The sequence below is a fragment of the Shinella sp. AETb1-6 genome (genome assembly GCF_009826875.1).
In the GTDB taxonomy this organism is placed as follows: domain Bacteria; phylum Pseudomonadota; class Alphaproteobacteria; order Rhizobiales; family Rhizobiaceae; genus Shinella; species Shinella sumterensis.
The window spans coordinates 125228-139685 of the sequence record NZ_WUMM01000010.1 but is presented as its reverse complement, the minus strand read 5'-3'; the positions used below and the strand labels follow the sequence as shown (position 1 = coordinate 139685).

16 protein-coding genes are annotated in these 14458 nt (G+C 66.0%); 11 read left to right on the top strand and 5 right to left on the bottom strand.

Annotation, left to right across the window (positions count from 1 at the left end; genetic code table 11):
- Window positions 1–90: 90 nt before the first annotated feature.
- The 4 genes from GR158_RS18240 to hemC form a co-directional block, all read right to left on the bottom strand.
- Window positions 91–1707, bottom strand: coding sequence for a heme biosynthesis protein HemY (locus GR158_RS18240; RefSeq protein WP_160872083.1), 1617 nt, complete (start codon window positions 1705–1707; stop codon window positions 91–93).
- A 13-nt stretch (window positions 1708–1720) separates the two neighbouring features.
- Complete coding sequence (locus GR158_RS18235) at window positions 1721–2938, bottom strand: COG4223 family protein (protein ID WP_134649312.1); 1218 nt, start codon at window positions 2936–2938, stop codon at window positions 1721–1723.
- A gap of 99 nt (window positions 2939–3037) precedes the next feature.
- Window positions 3038–3757: a uroporphyrinogen-III synthase gene (locus GR158_RS18230; RefSeq protein ID WP_160872082.1), complete on the bottom strand. Its 720-nt coding sequence runs from the start codon at window positions 3755–3757 to the stop codon at window positions 3038–3040.
- A 9-nt stretch (window positions 3758–3766) separates the two neighbouring features.
- A complete protein-coding gene (hemC, locus tag GR158_RS18225) occupies window positions 3767–4696 on the bottom strand; it encodes a hydroxymethylbilane synthase (RefSeq protein WP_160872081.1) in 930 nt (309 codons plus the stop codon).
- A gap of 74 nt (window positions 4697–4770) precedes the next feature.
- Between hemC and tsaD the strand changes: the two genes are divergently transcribed.
- Genes tsaD through GR158_RS18200 form a run of 5 tightly spaced genes read left to right on the top strand, consistent with a single transcriptional unit; the run spans window position 4771 to window position 8274 of the window.
- Window positions 4771–5865, top strand: coding sequence for a tRNA (adenosine(37)-N6)-threonylcarbamoyltransferase complex transferase subunit TsaD (gene tsaD / locus GR158_RS18220; RefSeq protein WP_160872080.1), 1095 nt, complete (start codon window positions 4771–4773; stop codon window positions 5863–5865).
- Window positions 5866–5867: 2 nt separating this feature from the next.
- The gene (locus GR158_RS18215; RefSeq protein ID WP_371731751.1) at window positions 5868–6848 is read left to right on the top strand and encodes an NAD(P)H-dependent glycerol-3-phosphate dehydrogenase; all 981 of its coding nucleotides are present in this window, start codon (window positions 5868–5870) and stop codon (window positions 6846–6848) included.
- Window positions 6849–6880: 32 nt separating this feature from the next.
- On the top strand, window positions 6881–7174 hold the full coding sequence (locus GR158_RS18210) for a YciI-like protein (protein ID WP_134649317.1): 294 nt from the start codon (window positions 6881–6883) through the stop codon (window positions 7172–7174).
- Window positions 7175–7178: 4 nt separating this feature from the next.
- Window positions 7179–7610 carry an EVE domain-containing protein gene (locus GR158_RS18205; RefSeq protein ID WP_134649318.1) on the top strand — a complete coding sequence of 144 codons (432 nt, stop codon included), beginning with the start codon at window positions 7179–7181 and terminating at the stop codon, window positions 7608–7610.
- A gap of 7 nt (window positions 7611–7617) precedes the next feature.
- Entirely contained in the window at window positions 7618–8274 is a 657-nt protein-coding gene (locus GR158_RS18200) for a methyltransferase (RefSeq protein WP_160872078.1), read from the top strand.
- Here the strand turns inward: GR158_RS18200 and GR158_RS18195 are convergent.
- Window positions 8255–8689, bottom strand: a complete 435-nt coding sequence (locus GR158_RS18195; protein ID WP_160872077.1) for a hypothetical protein — start codon at window positions 8687–8689, stop codon at window positions 8255–8257. The two genes, GR158_RS18200 and GR158_RS18195, sit on opposite strands and share 20 nt — an antisense overlap.
- A 301-nt stretch (window positions 8690–8990) precedes the next feature.
- On the opposite strand from GR158_RS18195, the gene sdhC reads away from it, so the two are divergent.
- The 6 genes from sdhC to zapE all read left to right on the top strand — a co-directional run bounded on the left by sdhC (window position 8991) and on the right by zapE (window position 14322).
- Window positions 8991–9383, top strand: a complete 393-nt coding sequence (gene sdhC, locus GR158_RS18190) for a succinate dehydrogenase, cytochrome b556 subunit (RefSeq protein WP_160872076.1) — start codon at window positions 8991–8993, stop codon at window positions 9381–9383.
- Between the two features lie 10 nt (window positions 9384–9393).
- The gene (gene sdhD / locus GR158_RS18185; RefSeq protein ID WP_160872075.1) at window positions 9394–9774 is read left to right on the top strand and encodes a succinate dehydrogenase, hydrophobic membrane anchor protein; all 381 of its coding nucleotides are present in this window, start codon (window positions 9394–9396) and stop codon (window positions 9772–9774) included.
- A 6-nt stretch (window positions 9775–9780) separates the two neighbouring features.
- Window positions 9781–11622, top strand: a complete 1842-nt coding sequence (sdhA, locus tag GR158_RS18180; RefSeq protein WP_134649323.1) for a succinate dehydrogenase flavoprotein subunit — start codon at window positions 9781–9783, stop codon at window positions 11620–11622.
- A gap of 18 nt (window positions 11623–11640) precedes the next feature.
- Window positions 11641–12420, top strand: coding sequence for a succinate dehydrogenase iron-sulfur subunit (locus GR158_RS18175; RefSeq protein WP_134649324.1), 780 nt, complete (start codon window positions 11641–11643; stop codon window positions 12418–12420).
- Between the two features lie 143 nt (window positions 12421–12563).
- Window positions 12564–13094 (top strand): protease inhibitor Inh/omp19 family protein, encoded by a 531-nt coding sequence (locus GR158_RS18170; RefSeq protein ID WP_160872074.1) that lies wholly within the window; start codon window positions 12564–12566, stop codon window positions 13092–13094.
- Between the two features lie 34 nt (window positions 13095–13128).
- A complete protein-coding gene (zapE, locus tag GR158_RS18165) occupies window positions 13129–14322 on the top strand; it encodes a cell division protein ZapE (protein WP_160872073.1) in 1194 nt (397 codons plus the stop codon).
- Window positions 14323–14458: the final 136 nt, after the last annotated feature.

Genomic DNA, 14458 nt, shown 5'->3' with positions numbered 1-14458 from the left:
ATTGTCGCAAGGCACTGCCGGCTTCTTGCGGCAGGCGCCCATCTGTTGTCATGTCCGTCGGCCGCCCCTCGACGCGGCAGACTTCGCCTTCTAGAACAGCCTGAACCCGCTCGTGCCGTCACGCTTGAGTGGACCTTCCTTGACGCCCGGATCATCCGGCAGGCCATAGAAGGGACGTTCTTCCTGCTCGACCGGTGCCGGCTTAGCCTTTTCAGGGGCGGTCTCCGTTCTGGTGCTCTTCACCGTGACAGGCTCGACCGCCGTTTCAGCGACAACGACGGGTTTCTCGGGCTCGGCCTTGGCGACGGTCACGACGTTCTCGACGACCGCGACGGGTTTCGTCTCGATTGCGAGCGGAGGAAGGGTGCGGATCGCCTCCTCGACGGAATTTGCGGCGCCGTCTTCGACGGGCGCCTGCAATTCGCTGACCGGTGTCTTCCATTCGAAGGCATCCAGGCGGCCCGTGACGGGCGAGACGGCGCGCCATTCCGGCGATGTGATGCCATCGGCAGTCCAGGCCGGATCGCGCGGCGCCTTCAGCGCCTGGTTCATCCAGTGGCGGATACGGCCCTGATCGCCGGTCTCGGCATCCTCGATATCGGCCAGGAGAAGGAAGACGCTTTCGCGCGGCGAAAGCCGTGCGGACGCTTCGGCCTTGGCGCGGGCAAGCGGGAAGTTGCGCGTTTCCAGCGCGGCCTCGGCCACGACATAGAGCGCCTCGGCGTTGTTGGGCCGCAGCGCCTCCAGCTTTTCCGCGCGCTTGAGGCGATCGGTGGCCGAATCGCCGCTGCGGGCGCGGACATAGAGCTTGGCCACGTCGGCATGCGCCGTCGCCTTCCAGAGCTTTTCGAGGATGCCGGCCGCCTTGCGCAGGTTATCTTCGCGCAGATAGGCCTTGGCCTCGATCAGGCCGGCGGGAACGAAGGTCTCGTCCAGCTTCAGCGCCTGGTGGGCATCCTCGCGCGCACCCTTCGGGTCGGCATCCAGCTTGTCGGCGGCGCGAGCGGTGAGCAGCACGGCCTTGCGGCGGGCGAAGGTCTTCTTGTCCTCCGGCGAGCCGGAGCGGCCATCGCCGAGCAGTTTCAGCGCCTCGTCCCAATCGCCTGCTTCCGAGCGATATTCCAGCGCGGCTTCCGTCGCCCAGGGAAGCTGGGGCGCCTTTTCGGCGGCACGCTCGGCATATTGCCGCGCCGCCTCGTTGGCGCCGAGCCGCCGGGCTTCGAGATAGAGGCCGCGCAGGCCGAGTTCGCGCGTTTCCGGGTCATCGGCCATGAGTTCGAACTTCTTGCGCGCGTCGTCGTAGCGGCCCTCGATCATCGCGGCCTGCGCTTCGAGCAGGTGGATGAGCGGTTCCTGGTCGGCGCTGAGCAGGCCCCTGGTGCGCGACAGCATCTTGCGGGCACCGGCGGCATCGCCGGCGCCGGCGGCGATCAGGCCGGTCGACAGCGCCTGATAGCCGCGGTCGCGCTTGCGGGCGCGGAAATAGCGCTGGATGGAGTGCGGCGAGGTCCAGACGACCCGCACCAGCCACCAGCAGAACATCACGGCCGCGATCAATGAGACGACGAGCGTCGCCGCCACCATCAGGCTCATATCGGCGCGCTGGCCCTGCCAGATGATGGAGAGTTCGCCCGGACGATCGGCGAGCCAGGCAAAGCCGGCAGCAAGGGCGAGGACGAAGAGAGCGAAAACGAGTATGCGGATCATGAAGCTTCTCCCGTCAGCCCTGTTTCGCCGTGGCGTTGAGCGCGCCGGACACGACGTTGCCGATCAGCTCCTCCACCGCGACGCGCTCGTCGAGCTTGCGCTTGTAATCCGCGCCGGCAGCCTGGCCTTTTTCGGGCAGGGTCTGCCATTCGATCTGCGCGCCCTTGAAATCGCCGTTCTGCAGCTTGTTCTCGATGCGGGCGACGACGGCCTCGGGGCTGTCGCCCTCGATGCTGCCGACCGGGCGAACGCGGATGGCCGAAGCGGCGCTCGCCATCAGGCGGCTCATGATGCCCTGCTCGCCGTCCGGCTGGTGCACCGCGTCGAGAATGGCGTCGGCCGTCTTCTGGAAATCGGCGGCGAGGTCGGCGCGCGACGCGACGCCCACGGCGGCATGGGCGCGCAGGCCCGCGATGGACGGATCGTCCGGTGCGACGCTGGCAAAGGCTTCCAGCTCCGCGAGATACGGGCCGCCGCGATCGATGGCGGTCTTGAGCGCACTCGCGGCCACGGCCTTGGCCATTTCGATATCGCTGCGCGGCGCGTCGAGTTTCTGTTCGGCGGCGGCGATGCGTTCGGTCAGCTGGCTTTCAGTGGTGCCCACCGCCTCGCTGGTACGGGCGATCTGGTCACGCAGGCCGGCAAGCTCGCTGTTCAGCCGCGTCACGTCGCCTTCGAGCTTCGTCACGCTTTCCGGGTTCGCGCCGGATGCGCCACCACCGTCAGCGGTGGATTTTTCCAGGGCCGCAAGGCGGGTTTCGAGCGGCTGGAGATCGACCGGGGCAGCCGACGGGGCTTCCGCCAACCGGGCCTTCAGCGCCTCGACCTCGTTCGCCAGGCTCGAAAGGGCGGCATCGTCACCGGCGCGTTCGGGGCCGGGGGCGGGCAGATAGCCGCCATATTGCAGGCTGCCGGCGCCGACGAGCGCGATAAGGCCGCCGAGAATGCCGGCCGCCAGCGTGCCGGCATTGCCGCGCTGCGAAGGCGGCGGCGTCTCTGCGCGCACGGGCTCCTCATAGGTGGGGCGGGCAGGCTCGACCGGTTCGTCCTTCAGGTCTTCCTGCTCGGGGGTCGTCTCGGAGGCCGTTTCTGCTGCCGGCGTCGTCTCTTCCGCCACAGGTTCTTCAGCAGCCTGCCGCGTCTCCTCGCCGCTGGCCGGGACGGCTTCGAGATCGATCGTCACGGGTTCGTCGCCGCTCTTCTTGCGACGGGACGGGTTTTCCGGTTCCATGGCGACCTCCTTGCATTCATGTGCACTGCACTAAAGGTAGACAGGGATGGCGGGGAGGGAAAGACCCCGCCGGCAAATTCATCCGCCGCGGCCCTGCGGTCAGAGCAGCGCGAGCAGGCTCGCCTCATCGGGCGTCGTGGCGGTTTCGGCCTGTGCGGCAAAGCGTTCCGGCACGATCGCCGCGACATTCGGGCTCATGCAGAGAAGACGCAGCGCCGCAAACCGATCCGGCATTTCCAGGAGCGGCGCGAGGCCGAAGAAGGCACGCGCACTTTCCGGTGAATAAAGAAGCACCGCGTCGGGCACCGGTTCCAGCAGTGCAGATGCGACGGCGGCCGGGGGGTAGGTGAGCGCCACCATGCGGTAGCTTTCGACCGTCCGGAACGGGATGCCTCCCGCTCGCAGCCTGTTCTCGAAGCCGGATGCACGCGGCTTGCCGGCGAGATAGAGGATGGGGCTCTCCGGCGCACCGGAAACGCGAACATGCGCGATGATGCTTTCGGCCAGCGCCGCGCCGTCGCCGCCGGCCGCGTGGACGTCATGGAAACCGACCGCCTTCATCGCGTCGGCGGAGGCCTGTCCCACGGCGAAGACGCGTGTCGAAAGATGCGGGGCAAGATTGGTGCCGATCGTCGAAAACAGCCGTGCGATTTCCGCGCTGGTCACGGCGATGGCCGCGTGCGGCGTTGCGAGCGCTTTCCTGACGGCCTCGATATCGTGTTTGGCTTTCGAGAGCGGCAGCAGCACCGCGTCATGGCCTCGCGCCGAGAGTGTTCGGGCGGTGCGGGCCGCGGCCGGCTCGGGGCGAAGCACGAGCACGCGCACGGCTCAGGCCCAGCTGTCGAAGAAACCAGCTCCCGCCTTCGCGCGGATCGCCTCGCCGGCATCGGCGCCGAGGCTTGCGGCATCGCTTACCGGGCCGCTCGTCTCGATTTCGTGGAACTGGCTGCCGTCCGGCGTCAGGATCATGCCGCGAAACCGGATGTGGTCGCCCTCGACGCTCGCGTAACCGGCGATGGGCGTGCGACAGGAGCCGTCGAGCGTGGCGAGAAATGCGCGCTCGCAGGCGACGGCGGCGTGGGTCGTGCGGTCGTCGATGGCGCAAAGCAGGCCGCTGATGCGATCGTCGCCGATGCGGCTTTCGATGCAGATAGCGCCCTGCGCCGGCGCCGGCGGGAAGGAAACGGGGTCGAGCAGTTCGGTTGGCACATCTGTCTTGCCGAGGCGCTTCAGCCCGGCATAGGCGAGCAGCGTGGCATCGGCCTCGCCGGCAGCGAGCTTGCCGAGACGGGTATCGACCTGGCCACGGAAGACGATGACGTTGAGGTCCGGCCGCAGGCGCCGGATGAGCGCCTGCCGGCGCAGCGAGGCCGAGCCGACCGTTGCGCCCTGCGGCAGGTCGAGCAGGCGCTTTGCGGCGCGGCCGATGAAGGCGTCGCGGATATCCTCGCGCGGCAGGAAGGCGGAGAGATGCAGCCCTTCCGGCAGTTTCGTCGGCATGTCCTTGGAGGAATGCACGGCGAAATCGAGCTCGCCGGAGACCAGCTGTGCCTCGATCTCCTCGGTGAACAGGCCCTTGCCGCCGATCAGCGCCAGCGAACGGTCGGTGATGCGGTCGCCCTTCGTGGAGAGCACGACGATCTCGAACATGTCTTCGGCCAGGCCATGGGCCGCCATCAGGCGCGAACGGGTCTCGTGGGCCTGGGCGAGCGCCAGCGGGCTGCCGCGCGTGCCGATCCGGAAAGGTTTTGTTTGCATCCGCCTTGATCCATTGTTACCGGGATGTCTCGTAAACGGGTTTACCGCCCATCGCAATCAATCCCAAGTGCTTCATGTCGTCCCAACTGACCATTCTCGGCATCGAAACGAGCTGCGACGAGACCGCCGCGGCCGTCGTCACACGCGCGGCGGACGGGCATGGCGAGATCCTGGGCGAGGTGGTGCTGAGCCAGCTCGAGGAGCACAGCGCCTATGGCGGCGTGGTGCCGGAGATCGCGGCGCGCGCCCATGTGGAGGCGCTGGACAGCCTGATTTCCGAAGCGCTCCTGCGGTCCGGACGCACGCTCGCGGATGTCGATGCCATTGCCGCGACCAGCGGTCCGGGGCTGATCGGCGGCCTGATCGTCGGGCTGATGACGGGCAAGGCCATTGCGCGGGCGACCGGCAAGCCGCTCTACGCCGTCAACCATCTCGAAGGACATGCGCTGACGGCCCGGCTGACCGATGGCATCGCCTTTCCCTATCTGATGCTGCTGGTGTCCGGCGGCCATACCCAGCTCGTGCTGGTGCGCGGCGTCGATGATTACGAGCGCTGGGGCACGACCATCGACGACGCGCTCGGCGAGGCCTTCGACAAGACGGCCAAGCTGCTCGGCCTGCCCTATCCCGGCGGCCCGGCCGTCGAGCGCATGGCGAAGCGCGGCAATGCCGAACGTTTCACCTTTCCCCGCCCGCTCGTCGGCGAAGCGCGGCTCGATTTCTCCTTTTCGGGGCTCAAGACGGCCGTGCGGCAAGCCGCGCAATCGATCGAGCCCGTCACCGAGCAGGATATCGCTGACATCTGCGCCTCCTTCCAGCGCGCCGTCTCGCGCACGCTGAAGGATCGCATCGGCCGCGGGCTGGAGCGGTTCCGTACGCTCTATCCCGATGTCGCGACACCGGCGCTGGTGGTGGCCGGCGGCGTTGCGGCGAATGCCGAACTGCGCGCGACCCTTCAGGCGCTGTGCGACAAGAACCGGTTCCGGTTCATCGCGCCGCCGCTGGCGCTCTGCACGGACAATGCGGCGATGATCGCCTGGGCGGGGCTGGAGCGCATGGCCGCGGGGCTTTCGGCGGATGACCTCTCCGTCGCGCCGCGCTCGCGCTGGCCGCTCGACAAGGCGGCCGCGACGCTTCTGGGATCCGGCAAACGGGGAGCCAAGGCATGAGCATCTCGGGCAGGATCGCCGTGGTCGGCGCGGGTGCCTTCGGGACCGCGCTTGCAAGCGTTGCGGCGGCAAGCGGCGGGGACGTCGTTCTCATCGGCCGCTCTGCCGACATTGTCGAGACGATGCGGCTTTCACGCCGTCACGAGAAGGCGCTGCCGGGCATCGACCTGCCGCATGCGCTGACCTACAGTGCCGATATCGAGGCGGTGCGAGGGGCCGGCATCGTGCTTTTCGCCATGCCATCGCAGGCGCAACGTGAAGCCGCGCGCACGCTCGCGCCGCTGCTCGCGCCCGGCACGGCCGTCGTGGTCTGCGCCAAGGGCATGGAAAAGGACACGGGCCGCCTGCTGACGGACGTGCTGGAAGAGGAGCTTCCGGGCCGCGAGATCGCGGTGCTGTCCGGTCCGGGCTTCGCGGCCGATATCGCCAAGGGCCTGCCAACGGCCATGGTGATCGCCGCGCGCACGATCGAGATCGGCGCGGTGCTGGCAAAGGCGCTTTCCGGGCCGACCTTCCGGCTCTATCCGTCGACGGACCGGATCGGCGTGCAGCTCGGCGGGGCGCTCAAGAACGTGCTGGCGATCGCCTGCGGCATCATCGAGGGCGCGCAGCTCGGCGATTCGGCCCGGGCGGCGCTGATTTCGCGCGGGCTTGCGGAGCTGTCGCGCTTCGTCGAAGGCCACGGCGGCGAGGGTGTGACCGTCATGGGCCTGTCCGGGCTCGGCGATCTCGTGCTGACCGGCACCAGCCACCAGTCGCGCAACCTGCGCTTCGGCATCGCGCTGGGGCGCGAGGGCAACGCGGCCGGCTGGTCGGGCGACCTCGTCGAGGGGGCGTTCGCCGCCTCCGTCGCCTCCGGCGTCGCGGCCAAAATGGGCATCGACATGCCGATCACCGATGCGGTGGCACGCATCATCGACGGCACGCTCGACGTGAAGACGGCCATCGGGCAGCTGATGACGCGCCCCATCACCCAGGAATGACAGAACGGCCAGAAGCCAGAGAAGGATCGTCCATGCTTTTCGCATTCGTCTGCCAGGACAAGCCCGGCGCGCTGCAGGTGCGCCTCGACACCCGTCCCGAACACGTCGCCTATCTGAACGCGCTCAACACGGAAGGCACGCTTGCCTTTGCCGGCCCCTTCCTCGGCGAGGACGGCAAGCCGACGGGCAGCCTCGTCGTGGTCAAGGCCGAGACGATCGAGGCCGCGCGCGAAATCGCCGCCAACGATCCCTATGCCAAGGCCGGCCTGTTCGCGTCCGTCGAGGTGAAGGCCTGGAACTGGGTCTTCAACAACCCGGAGGCCTGAGTCGATGGCGTACTGGCTCTACAAATCCGAACCCTTCAAGTTCTCCTGGGACAAGCTGAAGTCGAAAGGCGAGGCCGGCGAGGAATGGGACGGCGTGCGCAACTACCTGGCGCGCAACAACATGCGGGCCATGAAGATCGGCGACAAGGGCTTCTTCTACCACTCCAACGAGGGGCTGGAGGTCGTCGGCATCACCGAGGTCTGCGCCCTGTCGCACCCCGATTCGACCGCGGGCGACGATCCGCGCTGGGACTGCGTCGATATCCGCGCGGTGTGCGACATGCCGAAGCCCGTCTCGCTCAAGGACGTGAAGGCCAACCCGAAGCTTGCCAAGATGGCGCTCGTCACCTCCATGCGCCTTTCGGTGCAGCCGGTCACGGAGGAGGAGTGGATCGAGGTCTGCCGCATGGGCGGTCTCGACAACCCGCCGCGCTGACCTGCTCGTGAGGACGGCCCCGCAGGTCTTCATCATCGAAAATACGGACGTGCTGGCGCCGCCGCATGTGCCGGAGGTGCAGCTCAGGCTCGCCTCCGAGGCGCATGACCTGTGGCTGAAGACCGAGGCGGAGCTGGAGGAGATCGGCCTGCCGCCGCCCTTCTGGGCTTTTGCCTGGGCGGGCGGCCAGGGGCTTGCGCGCCATGTGCTGGATCACCCGGCGCTGGTAGCCGGCAAATCGGTGCTCGATTTCGCCAGCGGCTCCGGCCTCGTCGGCATCGCGGCGCTGCTTTCAGGCGCTGCCTCGGTGCTGGCGGCGGATATCGATCCCTGGAGCGGAACGGCGATTTGCCTGAACGCGGCGTTGAACGACGTGTCGCTCGACAGCACGAGCGAGGATATGCTTGGACGCGACGAAGGCTGGGACGTCGTTCTTGCCGGCGACGTATTTTACGACCGCGCCTTCGCCGAAGCGCTCATTCCCTGGTTTGCCGCGCTTGCCGCGCGCGGCGCCACGGTGCTGGTCGGCGATCCCGGCCGCGCCTATTGCCCGCGCGAGCGCATGGAAGCGCTCGCCACCTATACCGTGCCGGTGACGCGGGCGCTGGAGGACAGCGAGGTCAAGAAGACCACGGTCTGGCGTTTCACCGGCCCGGCCGGATGACGCAGACGCCCGCTTCCCATGCACAGTCGTTGTGACCCGGGCTGAGCGTTATGATCTTCGGCCCGCTTGCACGGCGCTCCGCCGGCCGGGCGGACCAGCGATAGCCGCCGTCGTCCTCGACATAGAAATAAAGACCGCTGCCGCCGTCACGATAGGCGACGATGCCGCCGGCGTAGAAATCCGGATCGGCGCGCCTGCCGCCGTCGCCGTGATAGCGCAGCCGGGTGCTGAAGCCGCCGCGGCTGGCATCGGTATCGAGACGCGAAATCGTCTTCAGGCCGCCATGGCCGCCATGATTGTGGTGATGGCGATGGCGCAGGCCGTCGCCGGCATGGGCGGCCGTCATGCCGCCTGTCACGAGCGCGGCCGCAAGCACGAGGACTTTCGTCGCGCGGAGTGCCGATAACAGAGTCATTCTGTCCTGCCTTCCGTGGGTGGTTAACAAATCGTTAACGGGCAGAATGGCCCCCTGGCCGCGGAAAGTCACTGACACGCTTGAAGAATTTGCAGATATCGTTAACGGCGCGGCGATGTCTCAAAACGGGGCGGCCGCAGGCGCGATCTCTAATCGATTAAATTCATTTTGCACTGCAATGAGGCTTGTGGTTCCGCTTTCCGGTGATTAAACGTCGCAATCACTGCATTGTGCACAACATACTGCAATTCCGGAGAAAATTTGTCCAGTTTATGGCTCTCCGGGGTTCCGTGAGGTTCAGATGGCGAATGTCACTCGAAGCCGGCCGCTCTCGCCGCATCTCCAAGTCTACAAGCCGATCCCGACGATGGTCATGTCCATCGTGCACCGCATCACCGGTGCGGCGCTCTACTTCGGCACGGTGCTGGTCGCCTGGTGGCTGATCGCCGCCGCTTCGGGCGAAGCCTATTTCAGCTGGGTCAGCTGGTTCTTCGGCACGCTGATCGGCCGCCTCGTGCTCTTCGGCTATACCTGGGCGCTGATGCATCACATGCTCGGCGGGCTCCGCCACTTCATGTGGGACATGGGCCACGGCTACGAGAAGCACTTCGCCACCAGGATCGCCATTCTTACTCCGGTCGTCTCGATCACGCTCACCGTGTTGATCTGGGTCGCCGGCTATCTGGCCCGCTGAGGACACCGTCATGGATATGCGCACTCCCCTCGGCAAGGTTCGTGGTCTCGGCTCGGCAAAGGACGGCACGGAGCATTTCTGGCGCCAGCGCCTGACGGCCATGTCGAACGTTCCGCTCATTCTGTTCTTCGTCGGCTTCCTCATCTGCTACAACGGCGCCTCCTATGCGGAGGTGACGGCAGCGCTATCGAACCCGTTCGTGGCCGTTATCATGGGCCTCGTCGTGATCTCCGGCCTCGTGCACATGAAGCTCGGCATGCAGGTCATCATCGAGGACTACGTGCATGCGGAAGGCATCAAGATCGTCCTTCTCATGCTCAATACCTTCTTCGCGTTTCTGGTCGGCGCTCTCTGTCTTTTCGCCGTCCTCAAGATCGCCTTCGCAGGATAATCCATCATGGCAGCGAACTCCTCCCCGGCGGCCAACGGCAAGGCCTATACCTATGTGGACCACTCCTTCGACGTGATCGTCGTCGGGGCCGGCGGTGCGGGCCTGCGCGCCACGCTCGGCATGGCCGAGCAGGGTCTCAAGACGGCCTGCATCACCAAGGTCTTCCCGACGCGTTCGCACACCGTCGCCGCCCAGGGCGGCATCGCCGCCTCGCTCGTCAACATGACGCCCGACTGCTGGCAGTGGCACCTGTACGATACCGTCAAGGGCTCCGACTGGCTCGGCGACGTCGACGCCATGCAGTATCTCGCCATGGAAGCGCCGAAGGCGGTCTATGAGCTCGAGCATTACGGCGTGCCCTTCTCACGCAATGCCGAAGGCAAGATCTACCAGCGCCCGTTCGGCGGTCACATGCAGAACTATGGCGAGGGCCCGCCGGTGCAGCGCACCTGTGCCGCCGCCGACCGTACCGGCCACGCCATCCTGCACACGCTCTATGGCCAGTCGCTGCGCAACAATGCGGAATTCTTCATCGAGTATTTCGCGCTCGACCTGATCATGTCGGCCGACGGCCGCTGCACCGGCGTCGTGGCCTGGAACCTCGACGACGGCACGATCCATCGCTTCGCCGCCAAGATGGTGGTTCTGGCGACCGGCGGCTACGGCCGTGCCTACTTCTCGGCCACCTCGGCCCATACCTGCACGGGTGACGGCGGCGGCATGATCGCGCGCGCCGGCCTGCCTTTGCAGGACATGGAATTCGTACAGTTCCACCCGACCGGCATCTACGGCGCGGGCTGCCTCATCACCGAGGGCGCGCGCGGCGAAGGCGGCTATCTCGTCAACTCCGAAGGCGAGCGCTTCATGGAGCGTTATGCGCCGTCCGCCAAGGACCTCGCCTCGCGCGACGTCGTCTCGCGCTGCATGACGATGGAAATCCGCGAAGGCCGCGGCGTCGGCAAGAACAAGGACCACATCTTCCTGCATCTCGACCATCTCGATCCGGCCGTTCTGCACGAGCGCCTGCCGGGCATTTCCGAGAGCGCGAAGATCTTCGCGGGCGTGGACGTGACGCGTGAGCCGATCCCGGTCCTGCCGACCGTGCACTACAATATGGGCGGCATTCCCACGAACTACTGGGGCGAGGTGCTCAATGCCGACGGCCAGAACCCGGAGCGCATCGCGCCCGGCCTCATGGCCGTGGGCGAAGCCGGCTGCGCTTCGGTGCACGGCGCAAACCGCCTCGGCTCCAACTCGCTGATCGACCTGGTGGTGTTCGGCCGTGCCGCGGCCATCCGCGCCGGCGAGGTCATCGATCGCAACGAGCCTGTCCCGGCGCTCGACATCGCCGCCTGCGACAGGATCATGGATCGCTTCGACCGCCTGCGCTACGCCAATGGCAGCACGCCGACAGCCGTGCTGCGCGACAAGATGCAGCGCACCATGCAGGAAGACGCCGCCGTGTTCCGTACGCAGGAATCGCTGGAAAACGGCTGCAAGCGCATCACGGAAATCTGGAAGGAACTGCCCGACATCAAGGTCACCGACCGCTCGATGATCTGGAATTCCGACCTCGTCGAGACGCTGGAGCTGGAAAACCTGATGGCCAACGCCATCACCACGGTCTACGGTGCCGAAGCGCGCAAGGAAAGCCGCGGCTCGCATGCCCGCGAGGACTATGTCGACGGTCCGTTCGGCGGCCGCGACGACGTCAACTGGCGCAAGCACACGCTCGCATGGGTCAACGAGGCGGGCGACGTGAAGCTCGACTATCGCCCCGTGCACACCGACCTCATCGCCGACGGCATCGATCCCCAGAAGATCGCGCCCAAGGCGCGCGTCTACTGATATCGAGGAGAACAGGACATGGTTGAACTCGCTCTCCCGAAAAACTCGCAGATCAGCGAAGGCAAGGTCTGGCCGAAGCCGGCCGGCGCCACCAACACGCGCGAGCTACGCGTTTACCGCTGGAACCCCGACGACGGCAAGAACCCGTCGATCGACACCTATTACATCGATGTCGACGATTGCGGGCCGATGGTTCTCGATGCGCTGCTCTACATCAAGAACAAGATCGATCCGACGCTGACGCTGCGCCGCTCCTGCCGCGAAGGCATCTGCGGCTCCTGCGCCATGAACATCGACGGCACCAACACGCTCGCCTGCACCAAGGGCATGGACGAGGTGAAGGGCGCGGTGAAAGTCTATCCGCTGCCGCATATGCCCGTGGTGAAGGATCTCATCCCTGACCTCACCAACTTCTACGCCCAGCACCGCTCGATCGAGCCCTGGCTGAAGACCGTGTCGCCGACGCCGGCCAAGGAGTGGAAGCAGAGCCATGACGACCGTCTCAAGCTGGACGGGCTCTACGAGTGCATTCTCTGCGCCTGCTGCTCGACCTCCTGTCCCAGCTACTGGTGGAACGGCGACCGTTATCTCGGCCCGGCCGTCCTGCTCCAGGCCTATCGCTGGCTGATCGACAGCCGCGACGAAGCGACCGGCGAGCGCCTCGACAATCTGGAAGATCCCTTCCGCCTCTATCGCTGCCACACGATCATGAATTGCGCCCAGGCTTGCCCGAAAGGCCTCAATCCGGCCAAGGCAATCGGCGAGATCAAGAAGATGCTGGTCGAGCGCCGTCTCTGACCTACATAAGCAGCGTTCACGAAACGTGACGAGGCGGCCTGATCATTCGGGCCGTTCCGTCTTGATTCATGCGGGCGATTCACGTTAATTCGGCGAGAATTGCTGCACGGCAGCAGTATCGGGCAGATATCGGGAGTATCGACATGCGGATTCATCATGTGGCAGGCGGACTGATGATGGCGCTTGCTCTTGCGGGGTGCCAGCGGACCGCGCCGATGGACAGCGTGAATACGCAGCCGAACATCACGCCGCTCCAGGGCCAGCCCGTCGGCAGCGTCTCGTCCAGCCAACTGCCCGATCCGACCACGGATACCGCGCAGTTCCCCGCCCAGCCGACGACCGACACGGCCATGGCGACCGGCACGGGCAACGCCGCCGCCGCGGCGAGCGCGCTCGACGTCAAGAAGGAATCCATGGTCGGCAACTGGCGGGTGGCGAACGGTCCGTCTTCCTGCGACATGTTCCTGACTCTCACCAATCTCGGCGGCGGGTCGCGCGGCGGCACGCGCGGTTGCGCGGGCGAGCTGACGGCGATGGGCTCCTGGGAAGTCGCCGGCAAGCAGGTCGTGCTGAAGGACCGCGAGGGCAATCCCATCGCGCGTCTCTACAAGACCGCCGATACCCGCTTCGACGGATCGACCAATTCGGGCCAGCCGGTTAGCCTGTCGCGCTGATCCCTTTCTCTTCCGACGCGGATAAGCATCGCCCATGGGCAAGCACTGGGACAGTGTTTCGACACATCCGGAACATGGCGTTTCAGGCAGGCTGAAGGCCCTCGTGGCAAGCGGAACGCTGAAGCCGGATGCGGCGCAGCAGGCGATGGCGCTGCGCTTCGACAGGCTGCTGAGTGAACTCCACGTCCAGCGGCCGGCGCGCAAGTCGAGCGCGCTCGGCTGGCTCTTCGCCTCCCGCAAGCCCGAAAGCGTCGCGGCCCCGAAGGGGCTCTACATCCATGGCGGCGTCGGCCGGGGCAAGACCATGTTGATGGACATGTTCTTCGAGCTTGCGCCGCTGAAGCGCAAGCGGCGGGCGCATTTCCACGAATTCATGGCGGATGTGCACGACCGCATCCACAAACACCGGCAGAAGCTGAAGGCGGGCGAGACCAAGCAGGCCGACCCCGTGCCGCCGGTGGCCGCCAGCCTCGTCGAGGAAGCACGCCTGCTCTGCTTTGACGAATTCTCCGTGACCGACATCGCGGATGCGATGATCCTGTCGCGGCTCTTCGGCGAGCTTTTCCAGCGTGGCTGCATCCTCGTCGCGACGTCGAATGTCGAGCCGGACAATCTTTATCGCGAGGGGCTCAACCGCGACCTCTTCCTGCCCTTCGTCGATCTTCTCAAACAGTATGTCGAGATCGTGCCGCTCGATTCCGTGACGGACTACCGCATGGAAAAGGACAGCGGCCTGCCCGTTTTCCGCCATCCGCTGGACAGCGAGGCGGATGCGGCGATGGATGCCGCCTGGCGCCGCGAGACGGCGGGCGCGACGGTCGCGCCGGCGACGCTGTCGTTTCGCGGGCGAGCCATCGCCGTGCCGCAGGCGGCCGGGCGCGTTGCCCGCTTTTCCTTTGCCGACCTGTGCGCCAGGCCGCTGGGTGCTGCCGATTATCTCGAGATCCTTGCGCATTACGATACGCTGTTTGTGGATCACATCCCGCTGCTCGGTGCGGAAAAGCGCAACGAGACCAAGCGCTTCATCAATCTCGTGGACACGATCTACGATCACCGCGCGCGGCTTTTCGCGTCCGCCGCCGCCGCGCCGGAAGATCTTCTGGTCACCCGCAAGGGCACGGAAGGCTTCGAATTCGATCGCACCGTCTCGCGCCTCATCGAGATCCGCAGCACCGAGTATCTGGCGGACCACAACGCCAGATACAGCACGGGCGTGACGAAAGCATGACGGAAATTCTTACGTTTACGTAAGAAAATTTGCATCTAACCGATTGAAATACTTCGATCCAAAAGTATGTATTGAATTTTTAACCTGACAAGCGTAAGCCCTTGCGCCGAAGGGTCCTGCGGTTGCGACATTGCCG